14 protein-coding genes are annotated in these 15,881 nt (G+C 66.8%); 10 read left to right on the forward strand and 4 right to left on the reverse strand.

Annotated elements, in window-relative coordinates; all coding sequences use genetic code 11:
• The first annotated feature begins 105 nt into the window (after positions 1–105).
• From TBIF_RS12805 to TBIF_RS12840, 8 genes are all read left to right on the forward strand, one after another.
• Positions 106–1,371, forward strand: coding sequence for a cytochrome P450 (locus tag TBIF_RS12805; protein WP_024795191.1), 1,266 nt, complete (start codon positions 106–108; stop codon positions 1,369–1,371).
• 66 nt (positions 1,372–1,437) lie between these two features.
• On the forward strand, positions 1,438–2,196 hold the full coding sequence (locus tag TBIF_RS12810; RefSeq protein WP_051461521.1) for an enoyl-CoA hydratase/isomerase family protein: 759 nt from the start codon (positions 1,438–1,440) through the stop codon (positions 2,194–2,196).
• Between the two features lie 7 nt (positions 2,197–2,203).
• A complete protein-coding gene (locus tag TBIF_RS12815; protein WP_024795193.1) occupies positions 2,204–2,620 on the forward strand; it encodes a Zn-ribbon domain-containing OB-fold protein in 417 nt (138 codons plus the stop codon).
• 71 nt (positions 2,621–2,691) lie between these two features.
• Positions 2,692–3,615 carry an SDR family NAD(P)-dependent oxidoreductase gene (locus TBIF_RS12820; RefSeq protein WP_024795194.1) on the forward strand — a complete coding sequence of 308 codons (924 nt, stop codon included), beginning with the start codon at positions 2,692–2,694 and terminating at the stop codon, positions 3,613–3,615.
• Between the two features lie 79 nt (positions 3,616–3,694).
• On the forward strand, positions 3,695–4,456 hold the full coding sequence (locus TBIF_RS12825) for an SDR family NAD(P)-dependent oxidoreductase (RefSeq protein WP_024795195.1): 762 nt from the start codon (positions 3,695–3,697) through the stop codon (positions 4,454–4,456).
• A gap of 36 nt (positions 4,457–4,492) precedes the next feature.
• Positions 4,493–6,418, forward strand: coding sequence for a flavin-containing monooxygenase (locus TBIF_RS12830; RefSeq protein WP_024795196.1), 1,926 nt, complete (start codon positions 4,493–4,495; stop codon positions 6,416–6,418).
• The gene (locus TBIF_RS24505; RefSeq protein ID WP_024795197.1) at positions 6,411–7,250 is read left to right on the forward strand and encodes an alpha/beta fold hydrolase; all 840 of its coding nucleotides are present in this window, start codon (positions 6,411–6,413) and stop codon (positions 7,248–7,250) included. The genes TBIF_RS12830 and TBIF_RS24505 overlap by 8 nt, the downstream gene beginning before the upstream one ends.
• A 4-nt stretch (positions 7,251–7,254) precedes the next feature.
• Positions 7,255–8,193, forward strand: coding sequence for an alpha/beta hydrolase fold domain-containing protein (locus tag TBIF_RS12840; protein ID WP_024795198.1), 939 nt, complete (start codon positions 7,255–7,257; stop codon positions 8,191–8,193).
• Position 8,194: 1 nt separating this feature from the next.
• Here the strand turns inward: TBIF_RS12840 and TBIF_RS12845 are convergent, their stop codons facing one another.
• From TBIF_RS12845 to TBIF_RS25690, 3 genes are read right to left on the reverse strand one after another with little or no spacing between them, the layout of a single operon-like run.
• The gene (locus TBIF_RS12845; protein WP_024795199.1) at positions 8,195–9,805 is read right to left on the reverse strand and encodes an FAD-dependent oxidoreductase; all 1,611 of its coding nucleotides are present in this window, start codon (positions 9,803–9,805) and stop codon (positions 8,195–8,197) included.
• Positions 9,802–10,632 (reverse strand): MBL fold metallo-hydrolase, encoded by an 831-nt coding sequence (locus TBIF_RS12850; RefSeq protein ID WP_158506342.1) that lies wholly within the window; start codon positions 10,630–10,632, stop codon positions 9,802–9,804. The genes TBIF_RS12845 and TBIF_RS12850 overlap by 4 nt, the downstream gene beginning before the upstream one ends.
• A gap of 20 nt (positions 10,633–10,652) precedes the next feature.
• Positions 10,653–11,474 (reverse strand): MBL fold metallo-hydrolase, encoded by an 822-nt coding sequence (locus TBIF_RS25690; protein ID WP_158506343.1) that lies wholly within the window; start codon positions 11,472–11,474, stop codon positions 10,653–10,655.
• Positions 11,475–11,833: 359 nt separating this feature from the next.
• Between TBIF_RS25690 and TBIF_RS12860 the strand changes: the two genes are divergently transcribed.
• The gene (locus TBIF_RS12860; protein WP_024795202.1) at positions 11,834–12,907 is read left to right on the forward strand and encodes a DUF2889 domain-containing protein; all 1,074 of its coding nucleotides are present in this window, start codon (positions 11,834–11,836) and stop codon (positions 12,905–12,907) included.
• 67 nt (positions 12,908–12,974) lie between these two features.
• Here the strand turns inward: TBIF_RS12860 and TBIF_RS12865 are convergent, their stop codons facing one another.
• Positions 12,975–14,408, reverse strand: coding sequence for an ABC transporter substrate-binding protein (locus TBIF_RS12865; protein ID WP_235174712.1), 1,434 nt, complete (start codon positions 14,406–14,408; stop codon positions 12,975–12,977).
• 570 nt (positions 14,409–14,978) lie between these two features.
• Here TBIF_RS12865 and TBIF_RS12870 point away from each other — a divergent pair.
• The gene (locus tag TBIF_RS12870) at positions 14,979–15,821 is read left to right on the forward strand and encodes an NAD(P)-dependent oxidoreductase (protein ID WP_024795204.1); all 843 of its coding nucleotides are present in this window, start codon (positions 14,979–14,981) and stop codon (positions 15,819–15,821) included.
• The last annotated feature ends 60 nt before the right edge of the window (positions 15,822–15,881 follow it).

The following is a 15,881-nucleotide window of genomic DNA, read 5'->3' on the forward strand; positions in this document are numbered from 1 at the left end:
AAGAATCTGGATTGCGTCGCGGTCAGCGAGTTCGGGCGGCATCGTGCCGCTGGCTGAGGTCGTGGGGTATGCGGAATCCACTTGAGTCGAAGCGAGGCAGTGCCAATGACGAAAACCGACAGTGTGCAGAGATTGCCGTTGGTCGATCTGGACTGGTGGCAGAGCAACCCTGGCGAGCGAGACGCGTTGTTCGCGTCGTTGCGGGCGGACAACCCCCGCCCCTTCGTGCCGCTGGGCACGGGTCCGGACGGCGTGGTGAAGGGGTTTTGGGCCCTGACCCAGCACGAGGACGTCGTGGCCGTGAGCCGTCGGCCGGAGGATTTCGGCTCGGGCGACGGCACCCAGATCTTCGACCAGCCGCAGAAGCTCCGCGAGTACCGCGGCTCGATCATCGACATGGACAACCCCGAGCACTCGCGGCTGCGACGGATCGTCTCGCGCGGGTTCACCAGCCGCAACCTCGGCGCGCTACGCGGCGAGGTCGAGAACACGGTCTTGGAGATCCTCGACCAGATGCCCAAGTCTGGGGAATGCGACTTCGTCAGCGAATTCGCGGCGGTTCTGCCACTGCGGATCATTTGCGAGCTCCTGGGCATCCCGCGCGAGCATGAGGCGTTCCTGCTCGAGGCGACGAATGTCATCCTGGGCGCGTCGGATGCGGAGTACATCCCCGACCAGTCCGCGCATGGGATCGGCCTGGCGGTCACCTCCGCCAGCGAGGAGCTGATCCGGCTGCTCAGCGGACTGGCGGAGGCGCGGATCGAGAATCCTGAGGATGACCTGATCTCGCAGCTAGTCGCGGCCAAGGAGGACGAGAACCTCACGCCCGGCGAGATGGCGCGATTCTTCATCCTGCTGGTCGGGGCCGGCAATGAGACCACCCGCAACGTCATCACCCACGGGCTGCTGACGCTGACGCTGTTCCCCGACCAACGCGACAAGTGGCTCTCGGACTACGAGGCCCACTCTCGCACCGCCATCGAGGAGTTGCTGCGCTGGGCCAGCCCCGTAGTGCACATGCGCCGCACCGTCACCAGGGACGGGGTGATGCTGGGCGATCAGGAATTCTCCAAGGGCGACAAGGTCGTCATGTGGTACGGATCGGCGAACCGGGACGAGTCTGTCTTCGAGGATCCCTTCACCTTCGATATTGAACGAGACCCGAACCCCCACTTGGCCTTCGGTGCCCCGGGGCCGCACTTCTGCTTGGGCGCGCACCTGGCGCGGCTCGAGTTGGACGTGGCGTTCCGCGAGCTGTTCAGGCGGTTCCCGGACATCAAGGCCGTCGGCGAGCCGGACCGGCTCCGATCGAACTTCCTCAACGGGATCAAGCACCTGCAGGCCACCTACACCCACACCGAAGCGAGCTGATCGACTGTGACGACCACTGAGCCGAGCCTGGGCACGACGGTCCTCCGCGATGTCGCCGACGGCGTCATGACCATCACCCTCAACAGGCCCGATGCGGCCAACGCCATCCGGCCCGACGCGCGCAACGCGCTGATCGAGCTGTTCAACGAGGCGAGTGGCGACCCCGAGATCCGGGTGGTGGTGCTCCGCTCGACAGGTCGACACTTCTGCGGCGGCGCGGACGTGGTCCGACTGGCCGACGGGCATAAGAAGAACGTCAAGCGGGTGACCGGCGCGATGCACGTGATCATGACGGGCGCGCAGCGATTGATCGCCTCGGTCCTGGATTGCGCGAAACCTGTTGTGGCGGTGGTACAAGGCGGTGCCGCGGGGCTGGGCGCACATCTCGCGTATGCGGCAGATCTGATCGTGGCTACCGACGACGCCTATTTCGCGGAGTCCTTTGTCAAGCGCGGCCTGGTGATCGACGGCGGCGGCGCGTACATGCTGCCCCGGCGGATCGGGATGCAGAAGGCCAAGGAAATGGCGTTCTTCGGCGAGAAGCTGCCGGCGCACGAGGCGCTGACTCTGGGATTGGTCAACAAGGTGGTGCCGGCGGCGGAGCTCGAGGCCGCGGTGGCCGACTACGTCGACCGGCTGGCTGTCGCTCCCACGAGCGCGATCGCGCTGGGCAAGAGGCTGTTCAACGACTCGCCAGACACTGATAGGGCCAGCGCGTTCGTGGCGGAGGCCATGGCGCAGGAGATCCAGTCCTTCTCGCACGACGCCAAAGAGGGCATCGCGGCGTTCGTCGAGAAGCGCGACACGAATTACTTGGGATGGTGAATCGCAGATGAGTGACAACAAGCCCCGCGCGGACCTGCCGACGATCGAGGACGCGTCCAAGCCGTACTGGGACGCGGCGAAGGCGGGAAAGCTGCTGATCGCGAAGTGCCTGGCCTGCGAGAAGGTCCACCACTACCCGCGGCCGTTCTGCCCGTCGTGCTGGAGCGAGGAGATCGTCCAGGTGGAGGCCTCCGGCCGGGGCACCCTCTACACCTATTCCACGGTGTACATGAACGATCTGCATCCGTTCAAGGAGCGGCTCCCGTATATCGCGGCGATGGTCGAACTCGAGGAGGGGCCGCGCCTGATGACCAACATGGTGGACTGCGAGCCGGCCGATCTCGAAGTGGGCATGCCCGTGCAGGTCGCCTTCCGTCCCATCACCGATGAGATCGACGCGACCGTCTTCCAGCCTGTCCCCTGACTGGCGGAATCCGGCCCAGAGCAGTACGTAATTGTCCATGAGTAGGCACTGAACAGGGAGATAGAGACAACATGAGCGGATTGCTCGACGGCAAAGTTGCCGTAGTCACCGGGTCCGGCCACGGCATCGGCCGCGGGCACGCACTCGAATTGGCCAAGCACGGCGCCACCGTCATCATCAACGACCTGGGCACGTCCATCGACGGCGAGGGCACCGGCAAGGTCGCCGACGAGGTCGTCCAGATCATCAAGGACCGTGGCGGCAAGGCGATCGCAGACTTCAGCGACGTCGGCGACGAAGCTCAGGTCGACCGGCTCGTCGAGCGGGCCTATGCCGAGCTGGGTCGCCTCGACATCGTGGTGAACAACGCCGGCATCGTGCGGGACCGCGCGGTGTGGAACATGAGCGCCGACGACTTCGACCTCGTCATGCGGGTCCACGTGCGCGGCAGCTGGCTCACCAGCCGGGCGGTGGCACGCAAGTGGCGGGCGGAGTCGAAGGCCGCGGGCGCCCCGGTCTACGGCCGCATCATCAACACGACCTCCGGGGCTGGACTGCACGGACACTTCGGGCAGACCAACTATGGCGCCGCCAAGGCCGCTATCGTCGGGCTGACCCAGACCCTGAGCCTGGAACTGGCCTCCATCGGCGCGACGGTCAACGCGATCAGCCCCGGCGGGCGCACCCGTATGTCGGCGACGATGTCCGGTGGGCAGGCCGCCATCGAGCCCGACGAGCGCGGCGAGGACGAGTTCGACCCCAAGGACCCGTCGCTGGGCTCGCCAGTGGTGGCGTGGCTGGCAAGCCCCGAGGCCGCGCATGTGAGCGGACAGGTGATCCGGGCGATGGGCGAGGACATCCAGTGGCTGCGGGGCTGGACGCCCGCCGCAACCGTCTCCAATGGCGGCAAGCGCTGGGACGCGAACAAGTTGGGCGCAATCCTGGCGACTGACGTGTTCGGCACCCGCGCCCCGGGCCTGCGCTTCGGCGGCTAGCTGGAAGAAGACACGGGGCCACTGCCGCTCCGAGCCCTGCAGTGGGGCTCGGAGCGGCAGAACTGAGGAAGGGCAGCAAGTGGCGGGACAGCGATTCGATGGCAAAGTCGTCCTGGTGACGGGCGCGGCACAGGGGTTCGGCCTCGCCTTCTCGCGGGCCTTTCACGCCGCCGGCGCCGAGGTGGCGCTGATCGACGTGAACATCGACGAGGCCGAGCGCGAGGCCTCGGAGTTGACGGCCGCGGGGTCCGGCGCGCTGGCTGTGCGCTGCGATGTGAGCGACGAGGCCGACGCACGGGCGGCGGTGGACGCCACGGTTGCGCGCTTCGGGCGGCTGGACGTGCTCATCAACAACGCGGGCCTGCATCTGACCAAGTACAACCAGCCGTTCGGCAGTCTCGGCGCGACCGAACTTCGGCGGCTGCTGGACGTCAACGTCGTCGGCGTGGTGAATTGCGCCCTCGCCGCCTCGCAGGCCATGGCCCCGACGGGCGGCGGCGTCATCGCCAATATCTCGTCGATCGGCGGTTACCTCAGCACCACCCCGTATGGCGTCTCAAAGTTGGCGGTGCGGGGCTTGACGGTGGCGCTAGCCAGTGAGCTCGCACCGATCGGCGTCCGCGTCAACGCGATCGCACCCGGTCTGATGGCCACTGAGAACGCGATTGCGGACCTCCCGCCGGGCATGGTGGCGGACTTCGTCGAGAATCGTCAGCTGATACCTCGGCTTGGGGGAGTGGACGATGTCGTCTCGATGATGCTGTTTCTGTGCTCTGACTCGGCCTCCTTCGTCACCGGTGAGACGGTGCGGGTGTCCGGTGGCTATCCGCTCGGCATGTGACGCGCGAGGCAAACTACCCCTAGGAAAGTAGAGCCAATGGATCTGCTGAGCGACTTCCCGCCGTTCGAGGACGAGGAGCTTCGGCTCGCGTTGGCCGATGCCGAGCTGCCGTCGCTGCTGCCCGCGATCGCCCATCTCACCGGTGATACTGCCGTGTTGGCCGATCTCCTGCGCCCGGCCGTCAACTCGACCCCGCTGGGCCTCGAGCCGCAGGGCGGGCTGTCCGCGGAGGCGCAGGACCTTGCCCGTAAGCACGCCTTCGAGGCATTGCGCAGCTGGAACTCCCAGGGACGGCCGGATCGGCGGGGGAACGGCGCCGTCGAACTGGAGCCGATACTCGAATTCATCACAGGACCGGCCGACGCCGACTCGGTGGCCCTGCACATGAGCCAGCTGGGGCTCGGGGGAGAGACGTCGTGGACCAAGGCCGCGGTGGCGCCGGATCGCGAGTTCAAGGTGGTGGTCATCGGCGCCGGTATGTCCGGGTTGGCCGCGGCCTACCGGCTGCGGCAGGCCGGGGTCGAGTTCGTGGTGCTGGAGCGCAACACGGATGTGGGCGGGGTGTGGCTGGAGAACAGCTACCCGGGTTGCCAACTCGACACGAGCAACTTCTCATACAGCTATTCCTTCGCCCAACAAGCGTCCTGGCAGTACCAATACTCGCGGCGCGACTCGATCCTGGCCTACTTCCAGCGTTTCGCCAGCGACCAGGCGCTGCGCGATCACATCCTCCTCGGCTGCGAGGTCTCGGCCGCCAGGTACGACGAGGCCACCGCCACCTGGCAGGTGACGTACACCGATCCCGACGGTTCGGTGCGGCGCATGACGGCGAACGTCGTGGTCAGCGCCGTCGGCCAACTGAACAAGCCCAGCTATCCCAACGTCCCAGGGCGGGAGACTTTCGCGGGGGGATCCTGGCACACCGCGCGATGGGACCACCAGACTGATCTCCGGGACAAGCGGGTTGCGGTGATCGGCGCCGGCGCCAGCGCGTTCCAAGTGGTCCCCGAGGTGGCCGGGGAAGCCGAGCACCTGACGGTGTTCCAACGGACCCCGCCCTGGATCATGCCGACCCCGACTTACCACTCTCTGCTGAAGCCGGGCCTGCGGTGGCTGTTCCAGCACATTCCGGACTATCACCGCTGGTTCCGCTTTTACCAATTCTGGGTCAGTGTCGAGGGCCGCCGGAAATACGCTGTGGTCCAGCCGGGCTGGGCCAAGCGCGACTCGGTGTCCCCGGAGAACGAGGCACTGCGTGACGGCCTGGCAGGTTATCTGGAGCGGGAGTTCGCAGATCATCCCGACTTGCTGGCAAAGGTGGTCCCGGACTACCCGCCCTATGCGAAGCGGATGCTCCGCGACGACGGACGCTGGGCGGAGACCCTCAAACGCGACGATGTGACGCTGGTGGACGACGCGATCTCGAAGATCACCCCAGCGGGGGTGGTCACGGCGGACGGCTCGCTCCACGAGGCGGACGTCATCATCTACGGCACAGGGTTCGCGGCCTCGGAGTTCTTGGTCCCGATGGAGGTGTCCGGGCGAGGAGGGGTTCTCCTGCACGAGCACTGGGGCGGGGAGGCACGGGCAAACGTCGGTGTCACCGTTCCGCAGTTCCCGAACCTCTTCCTTCTTTACGGACCGAACACCAACCTGGTGGTCAATGGCAGTATCGTCCTCTTCTCCGAGGCCGAGGTCGACTATGTGATGGCCTGTCTCCAGGAGATCTTGGCGGCGTCGGCCGGCGCGATGGAGTGCCGAGCGGAGGCGCTGGAGAAGTTCTATGCCCGGGTGGACGAGGCCAGCGGGCGGATGGCCTTCGGCGTCGCGGGCGTCAACAGCTGGTACAAGAGCGCGTCGGGCCGAGTCTCGCAGAACTGGCCGCTGAGCACACTGGAGTTCTGGCAGCGGACCCGTCGCCCCGATCCCGATGACTACATTTTGGAGGTTCGGCATGACTGATGTGGCAGATGGCGTCGTCGGCTCGGCGCAGGTGGGCTCGGTGCAGGTGGAGGGCGCGGCCATCCACTATCGGGTGCGCGGCCGCGGCGGCCGCGACCTGATCCTGGTGCATGGGCACCTCGCACACGATTGGTGGTGGCACGCGGTGGCGCCCATCCTCGAGCGTGACTGGCGGGTGGTCACGGTGGACCTCAGCGGACACGGGGACAGCGGGCATCGGGCGGAGTATTCCGTGGCGCAGTGGTCGCGGGAGGTCGCCAAGGTGCTCGACGCGGTGGACTCGAGCGACGCGGTGCTGGTGGGGCACAGCCTGGGTGGCAGCGTCACGATCGCCGCGGCGGCCAATCACGCGGAGCGTGTGTGCGGGCTGGTCCTCATGGACACGTACATCGTGGGACAGGGCTCGGAGCTGCCGCAGATTCCCCGCGGACGCAGGCGAGTGTACGGGTCCCGGGCGGAGGCGCTGGCCCGCTTCCGGGTGCTGCCCCCGCAGCCGGCGCCGGCCGCGGAGTTCATGGCGCCGATCGCGGAGAACTCGCTGCGGCCGGTCGAGGGCGGGTGGACCTGGAAATTCGACAACGTCTCGCCCTTGATCGTCGACTACGACTTTGTGTCGGACTGCATCGCGCGCTTGGCCGTCCCGACCCGCTACGTCTATGCCGAGCACAGCGCGGTGGTGACGGCGACAGTCCTGGCGAACGTGCGAGAGTCGTTTCCGGCCGCGACCGCGATGAGCATGGTGGTCGGCGCGCACCACCATCTGATCCTCGAGCGTCCCGCCGAATGCGCAGAGCTCATCAGCGCGGCGGCGCGGCAGATGGCCGTCGGCTAGCGTCGTGGCCTACCGTCTCGATCCGGAATTGCGCGCGGCGGCAGAGCGATTCCCGGCGCCCGACCTCCTCGATCCGGCGGCGGCGCGCGCGGCGAGCGCGGCCCGCCGGCGTATCGACCCCGGGGCCGCTATGGGCGACGTGGGCGTGGACGCCGCCGACCACGTTGTGGCGCGGCCCCAAGGTTCGCCGCTGCGGGTCCGGGTATACCGCCCGCGCCGCGAGCAGGACCTCGTCCCCGGAATACTGCATCTGCACTCGGGCGGTTTTGTCATGGGCTCCGTCGATGCGGCGGATGTGCGGAATATGGCGTTGAGCAGCGCTGTCGGGGCCGTGATCGTGGCGGTGGAGTACCGCTTGGCGCCCGAGCATGTGTACCCGGCAGCGCTCGACGACGCGGCGCTGGCGCTGGCGTGGATGGTCACGCAGGCCGGCAAGCTCGGCGTCGACGTCGAACGGATCGCGCTGCACGGCCGAAGCGCGGGCGGGGGTCTCGCGGCGGCGCTGGCACTGCGAACCCGCGACGAGTCCGGCCCACGAGTTTGTTTTCAGTATCTCAGCGCGCCCCAGCTCGACGACCGGTGCGACACAGCCAGCATGCGCCGGTTCGTGGACACTCCGATGTGGACCCGGCGCAGCGCGCAGCAGAGCTGGGGGCACTACCTCGGGCCGGGAGCCGCGCCCACCGAATATGCGGCCCCAGCCCGGGCCGTCGACCTCTCGGGTCTGCCGGCGGCCTATATCGGGGTGATGGAGTTCGACCCCATGCGGGATGAGGCGTTGGGCTACGCGGGCGCGCTCGCGGCGGCGGGGGTGCCGGTGGAGGCCCACCTGTTTCCCGGCACGTTCCACTGCTCCGCGGTGTTGACCGACTCCGCGATCTCGCGCCGAGAGAGTGCGGAGGAAGTCGCGGTGTTGCGTGCGGCACTGCGGCGGGCCGACTGACTCAGCCGAGCGCGAGATCGCGGCCGGCTAGATACCCCATGGTCATCGCGGGTCCGAGAGTGCCGCCGGCCCCTGGGTAACCCGCACCGGTCGGGTGCGCGGACGCGTTCCCGACCGTGTACAGGCCCGGAATCGGTGCGCCGGCGAGGTCGAGCGCCCGCGCCCGGCCGTCGGTCCGCACTCCGCCGCTGGTGCCGAAGGCGCCGGGCACAAGTTCGACGCCGTAGTACGGCGGCGCGTCGAGCGGCGCCAGCGCGGGGTTCGGGTGGGGGTTCGCGGCGTCCCCATAGAATTCGTCGAACACGTTGGCGCCCCGGTGGAAATCAGGGTCCACGCCGCGGATCGCCCCGGAGTTGAACCGCGCGACGGTGGACTCGAGGGCGGCGCCGTCGACGTCAAGCCCCGCGGCCAACTCCGAGAGCGTGGGCGCAGAGGCGATCCACTCGGGGACGTCACTGCCGGCGCGATGGCTGAGGAAGCCGTAACGCTCCAGGAACGACTGGTCGAATACCACGAACGCCGGCAGATCCGGGGTGGCGCCGGTGCTATCCCGTTGGATCATCGATCGGGTGAGGTCGTTGTAGTTCTGCGACTCGTTGGCAAAACGCTTGCCGGCGCGGTTGACCATGATGCTGCCCGGGCCCTGCCGTTCGGCGCGGACCATCGTGCCCACCGGCCGACCGTCGGTCTGCTCGCCGGGGACCACCACCATCGGCACCCACCATGCTTGGTCGAGGTTGGCCAGTGCGGCGCCCCGCTCCGCGGCCATCCGGAGCCCGTCGCCCGTGTTGTGCGGCGGGCTGCACGTCGTCTGGAGCGGTCCCGTGAGGTGCTCGCCGACGAGCTGCGGATTCCACTCGAAACCGCCGCAGGCCAGGACAACGCCTCGCTGGGCGTGCAGTGCCAGGCCGTCTGCCTCGACCCCGGACACGCGGCCCGAGTCGCGCAGCAGCGACTCCACCCGGACTCCGGTGGCCAACGCCACCCCCAGTGATCGGCACGCCTGGAGCAGTGCGGCGATCAGGGCATTGCCTTTCGCGACTATGCCGGCCGCGGCGCGCTCTTGCAGCTCGGCCCAGGGGAAGTTCAGCCAGGGTCCCCATTCCCTGAACTCGCTCATGGAGAACGGGAGCTGCTTGTGCGGGCGCAGGGCCTGCCGCAACGGCCCCAGAAGGGCGCCATCGTAATTGCGCACCTGCAACGCCCGGCCGGTCCCGAAGCCATCGAAATCGGGACGGTAGTCGGGGAAGTCGGTGGCTGCGTCGAAGTGCAGGTCGCATTCCGAGCGGACGAACTCGATCATCTCGGGGCCGGCGGCGACTACCGCGTCGAGCACCTCGCCAGGGGTGCGGCCGCGGCACACCGATTCAAGGTAGCCGCGAGCGGCCGCAGGGGAGTCGGGCACGCCTGCCTCCCGCTGGTAGGGATTGCATGGCACCCACAGGGTGCCGGCGGAGATCGCCGAGGTGCCGCCGAAATAGTCCGATCGCTCGAGGACCGCCACGGAGAGGCCACGGCTGGCGGCCGCGGCCGCCGCGACCAGCCCCGCCGCGCCGGAGCCGACGACGACCACGTCAAAGGTCTTGAGGTCCAGGGTGGTCCACGCCCTCACGAAGCGTCCTCGGTGGGCGCGGTGGGCGCCCACCGCGCCTCGACGAGATGGGTGCGCTTACGGCTCTCCGCCATTCCCGCCTGCAGCAGCGGGATCATGGCGTCCAAGGTGTTGATGACGCTGCCATGCGCAGGAGCCACCAGCGCGGGCGGGTAACGGTCGAACAGCTCCGCCATGTCGGGCTCGCTGTGCGTGGCGTCGACATGGCGGGTCCAGAACAGGGCCCGCTCGTTGAGGAACACTGTCTGCTCAAGATCGGGCTCCGCAGGCAGCTCGCCGGAGTACAGCGCGCACTCGCCGGCGAGGTGATGGTGCGAATAGGAGAACCCGTCGGCCACAAACATGATTCGAGCGCCGGTGTCATAGGCCCACATCGTGTTGGGCAGATCGCGCCAGACTGCGGGCAGCGTGATGACGGAACGGCCGCCGAGGTCGACTTCGTCGCCCACCGCCGAGGGCTGGAGGTGGGCTTCGAGCTGCGGGTAGTACAGGTGGTAGTCGCGGGTGTCGCCGACGATGGTCAATTGCGGATACCGCCGGGCCAGGTGCGGCAAATTGCCCGCGTGCGGCATCTCGGGATGGGTCGGCAGCACGTAGTCGAGTGGCCGGTCCCCGAGGATCTGGTCTAGCGCAGCCTCGACCACGTCCCAGTGCGAGGGGTGGCCGGTGTCGATCAGCAGGGTTTTGTCCTCGCCGACGATCAGGTAGGTGGAGACGTGGCCATGCCAGGTCGCCTCGCCATAGAGGAACTTGAGGCAATCGCCCAGCCAGTGCACGCCCGGCGCAATCTCCCTTGGCAGGTCGCGTAGTTCGGTGGATTTTGACACGTTGCCCTCTGCTCTCGTAGTCACGACTGGACACAGGTCTCGAGCAGTGACTGTGTCGCGGCGTAATAGAACTCGACCGTCTCGGGGCCGCGCATGACACGGCCGTGCCCGGGCGCGATGATGCGGATGTCGCGCGTGGCGAACAACCGTTCCAGCTCTGCGGCAAACGGTCTGGTGTCGGCCCTCAACAGCCAGTCGAACTTGGTGAACAGCCGCGGCGCCAGATCGGCCAGCTCGAGCGTCTCGGGAGGGGCATCGCGCACGAGGCCCTCGAGCCCGGCGTTGTGCAGACCCTCGAAGCCGAGGCCGTCTGAGGTGAACAAGGCGCCGGTGGCCTCGTCGAACAACCAGAATGTGGTGAGCACTCGCAGCGAGGTCGCCACCAGCTCGACGTCTCGGCCGGGACCCAGGCTCAGCTTGTCGCCCGCCCGCTTGCGCAGGATCTCAATGGCGTGGTCCGTTCTGATCTGCTCTTGCGGGCTCACGTCGTCGAAGAAGTCGAATGGGTTGCTGACGCCGCCGCCGAAGATGCTTACCACGTTGAATTGTTGGATCAGCGGTCCCAGGTTCGTGAGGCAATCACCCTCAAACCTGGTGCAGAACACAGACAACTCGACCTCCGGGCCGATCAGGCCGGAAAGTTGGCCGAGGACGGTCTGCTCGTGGGCCGCGACGCCAGTGTCCACCAGCAGCGCTGTGTCTGTCTCCAGCAGGAGATACGCGGCGATCGGCTCATGCGGGTAGGCGTCCGGGGCTGCCCAGGAGATTCGGCCATCATTCGGCACCGTGTCGCCGAGGGCATACAGCTTGCCGGGCACGATTTCCACAGGATCGGGGCTCATCGGGTACTCCGTCTCGCAGAACGATGGTCACAATCTGACGATCCATTCACTATGGGTTTGGGGATTGAAGCGGGAATCCGCCCCATTCTCTGGGTTGAAGACGCCTATTATCAGCATATTCACCGTATTTGGCGACCGAGCTGGTCCACGCGCTGTATCCGCAGCAATCACATTCTGACAGTATTGAACATAAGTGATGTGGCTCACCTGTGTCAATCATCGGGCGCGGCCCTGTGCTCTCCGGGGTCGGGGCTGAGCGCGCCGCTGCTATCCCCGCCGACGCCGTCCGAATCTAGATATCGGTGTTAGATTCGGGGGTGCCGAAGCGCAGATCTGCTGGCAGACAAGGAGAACGACGAATGGCCGAGAACCTGCTAGCGCCAACCCCCGGGATCCAGGAGCCGGCTCCAGACACGCCGAATCGGCGGCCGCGCTCGATTCGGCGCACCACCTCGGTCGACATTCTTCGGCCGGCGGGCCCGACGGGGGTCCTCGAGCTGGTCGGCTCTGGTCGGGACCTGTCCACATCTGCCGACGGCGTCACTGAGGCGGTGGCTGAGGCCCGGATGGCGGTCGACATCGACTTCGCGCCGGGCCAGATCGTCAGGAGGGTCGATTGCACGCCGATGGTGACGGGGCTGGGCGCGCTTGTGGGGGCCAGAGCCTCCTCGGGTTTCCGTAAGGCGCTCAGCGGCGCGCTCGGTCTCGACGGCTCACCGGCGCAGGGGAGCCGGGCGGGCTCGAATGCGATAAGCGTCCTGCATCGACTGCTGGACGATGTGCCTGTGGCCACCGTGATCTCCGGTTTCGCGTTGACCCATGAGTTGCCGGCCGAGGATTTAGCGAGGATCAGCCGTGGTGGCGAGCGGCAGCGGCGCTCCGGATCGCCGGCGGACTACTGCGCGGGATTCGTGTCGGGCGGCACCATGATGAGGGGCGTTGAGCGGGCCGGGGTTTCACCGCTCATCATCGGGCCTCCTGCGCCAGACGTCGTGAACGGGGCCGATCCTGAAGCGTGGCATTCGATGTCGCGGATGCCCGTGAAGTCGATGCGGCGGCTGCGGCGCATGGATGTCTGGATGGATGGTCCGGCTCCAGCCGGCCGGGTGCGGGTAGACGCGATGTTCCGGGATAGCTACGTCGACGCAGGCGGGGACGAGATGGTGGTCCACGAATACCAGGTCGATCTCGAGCTGCGGGCGGATTCGAAGGTGCTAGACAGGTTGGTCGTCACACCGCGGGTGCTGCCCTGGCCGGAGTGCCCGGGCGCGGTCGCCGGCGCCCAGCGGCTCGTTGGCCACACGGTCGCCGCCGCCGGCGAACTCGTGGGCCAGGAATTCCGAGGAGTGTCTAGCTGCACCCACCTGAATGACCTGCTGCGCTCGCTCGGGGACGTGACTATCCTGTCAGAATTCCTGCTCCGCGGCCGCTAGGCGTGGAAACGGGCCGGCCTCCGGGGTCGCGGAGGCCGGCCCGCAGCCGGTGCCAGACTCGTGGCGGCTACGAAGTCTTGCCCACGTACCTCATGTCCACGATGCCGACGAAGTCTCCCTGGCCGGCGGTGGTGATCCCAACGACATCGTCGGTGTAGGCCATCTGTGTCGGCACGCCGCAGAGGAACACGTCGAACGCGTCTTGCGCCGCGATTCCGGACGCCTGTGAATACAGGTCGGTCCGCTCGTCATCGCTGATGTTCGGGTCAAACGACGCTGTCACCAGGTCCTGGAAGTTCTGCGGCGCGAGGGTGGGGAATCGCTGCGGCACCATGTAGTTCGTGCGCAGTGTCTGGGACGAGAAGGGGAATGGGAGACGGGGGTTGAGGAGCGAGTGCCCGCCCTCCGCAAACTTTAGCGCTGCGTCGTTGGACGCCATCGGCATGATATTGACCTTGACGCCGACCTCGCCCAGCTGCGCCTGCAGCGCCGTGGCCATCTCCTGCTGCGGTGAGAGCCCGGCGGTGTGGGTGAGGTTGATAGTCAGGTCGCTGGGCGCGTTCGCCGCGACAAGCAACTCGCGAGCCTTCGCCGGGTCGTAGTTGTAAAGGTCGTCGACCTTCTCGCTGTGCCCGTCCACGCCGGCCGGCAGCGGCTGTGTGACCGGCTCGCAGATTCCGTTGAGCAGGCCCTCGTTGATGCCCTCTCGGTCGACGGCGTAATTGAGCGCCTGTCGCACGCGGGCGTCTTCTAGCCCTGGCTGGCCGATGTCTAGCTGGAGCGCGTAGAACTGCCCCACAGGGAAGGTGTGCAGCTTGTATTTCGGCTGCGCGATCAGCGTCTTGACGTCGTCGGCCTGGCCGGCCTTCACGAGGATGGCGTCGACCTGGCCGCTGCGAAACGCGTTGAGCCGGGCATTGTCGTCGGTGATGCCCACGATCTCGAGGGTTGCCGGCTTCTGGGCCTCGGGGTCCCAATATCCGTCGTGACGCTTGTAGGTGATGCGGTCGCCGGGGCGGATGGTCTCAGGGATATACGGTCCGGAGCCGGCCGTGTCCACGGTGAGGTCCACGCCGCCGTCGAGTGCCAGCGGATTGATGATGGAGGCCTCGGTCGAGGTGAGGACGGCGGGCAGGTCTGCCGCGAGGCGATTGGTGCTGATCTTGACCGTTGCCGGATCGACCGCGTCGACGGCGGAGATCATCGACAGGGAGCCGGCGACGCGGGCCTGTTTGGGGTCGCGGGCGCGGTCCAGGCTGCGGGCGACTGCCGTCGCGTCGACGGGGGTGCCGTCGTGGAAGGTGGCGTCGTCGCGCAGGTGAAAGGTGACGGACATCCCGTCGTCCGCGAAATCCCAGGACTCCGCGAGCATTGGCGTGACCTCGGGGCCGGTCACGGCCTGGGTCAGGCGGTCGTAGACGGGGGACAGGTAGTTGAAGTCGACCGAGTAGTTCGTGGATTGGTGGGGGTCGAGGTTGGTGGGACCGAGGGTCCAGGCCATGGAGAACTTGGCGTTTCTGTCAATCTCCCCCGTCGACTCGGCTGCGGAATCTCCCGCGCTGCTGCCGCACGCGGTGGCGGCAATGGCGATTATCGCGAGGAGCGCGCTAGACCTTAGTTTGAATGCGGGGGGCCATCCTGGGGATTTTCCGGGCATAGCCGGCCACCTTTCTCGGGTGATGCACTGTGGGAACTTGCTCGGAAACCGTCGCTGGAAACCTGGGCCGACGGCACGATCATCAGACTCGGATTCGGGAGCCCTCGGGGAGAGGGCTCGATCCGCGGATGGTTGGGCCAGATGTTGACTCGAATGGTATTCTGACAGCCTGAACATAGGTGACCTGAATCACTCATGTCAATGGGGCCCGCTGCTTCCGTCGAGGGTGGTCACCTCCGGCGCTGTTCGGGGGTGCCTGCTACCTGACAGTTTCGTGCGTGTGGCTGGCGCTGGTTGCTCCGAAGGGCTTTTGCGCGAGCGTTAATGGGGTAAATCTGACATACATGTTAGGTGTATCTATCTTGGCGCCATCGACTCCTCCGGAGGTGGAGGAGTCTCATCCGGGGAGGTCGTATGACGTTGCAGGTGGGATTTATCGGTGCTGGCCAGATGGGGGAGCCAATGGTTGTTCGGCTCTTGGAGTCAGGTCATCGCACGCAGGTATATGTCCGCAACGCAGATACCGCCGCACGGTTGCAGAAGCGGGGCGCGGTGGTTGCGGACACTTTGGCCGAATTGGCCAGCACCGCCGATATCGTGATCTGTTGCCTGTTCTCGGATGCGCAACTCTTTGAGGTGACGCTCGGCGAAAATGGTGTGGCCCGACATATGAGGCCGGGGTCCATCCTCATCTCGCATACAACGGGGAGCGTCGACGCCGTTCTCCGGATTCAGGAGGAGGCGGGGAGCAGGGTCGAAGTGCTGGACGCGCCAGTCAGCGGCACCGCGGAGGAAATCTCGCAGGGGGGACTCACCGTGCTGATTGGTGGCGCTCAGGGCTCGGTGGACCTGGTCAAGCCAATATTGTCTGCGTACGCAGACTCGATCCTCTGGAGCGGAGGGCTTGGTTCCGCGCTCAACGTGAAGCTGATAAACAACCTGCTCTTCGCTGCCAACGTCCAACTGGTGGCGGACGCGGTCCGAATAGCCCGCGGACTGGACGTTGACCAGGACGCATTGCTGGCCGCTCTAGCCGTGTGCAGTGGCTCCAGCGGGGCGTCTGAGCGTGCTCTGCAGACAGGAGGTGTCGAGCGTTTCGCAGAGATCGCAGGCCCTTTCTTACAGAAGGATTTCGAGGCCTGCGTGGAGGCCGCAGAGAAGGGGAAGACCGATATCGGTCTCCTGGGAGCGGTGGTTCGTGAGGGCCTGTTCGACTTCGATCCGTCGGATACCGACGACCCTCGCCGTGCGCCATAAGGATCTGGATCAGCTTGGCGCCTGGGAAGCGGCGTAGCTGTGCAGTTGATTTGTCAAACC

Source organism: Tomitella biformata AHU 1821, from assembly GCF_000524475.1.
Taxonomy (GTDB): Bacteria; Actinomycetota; Actinomycetes; order Mycobacteriales; family Mycobacteriaceae; genus Tomitella; species Tomitella biformata.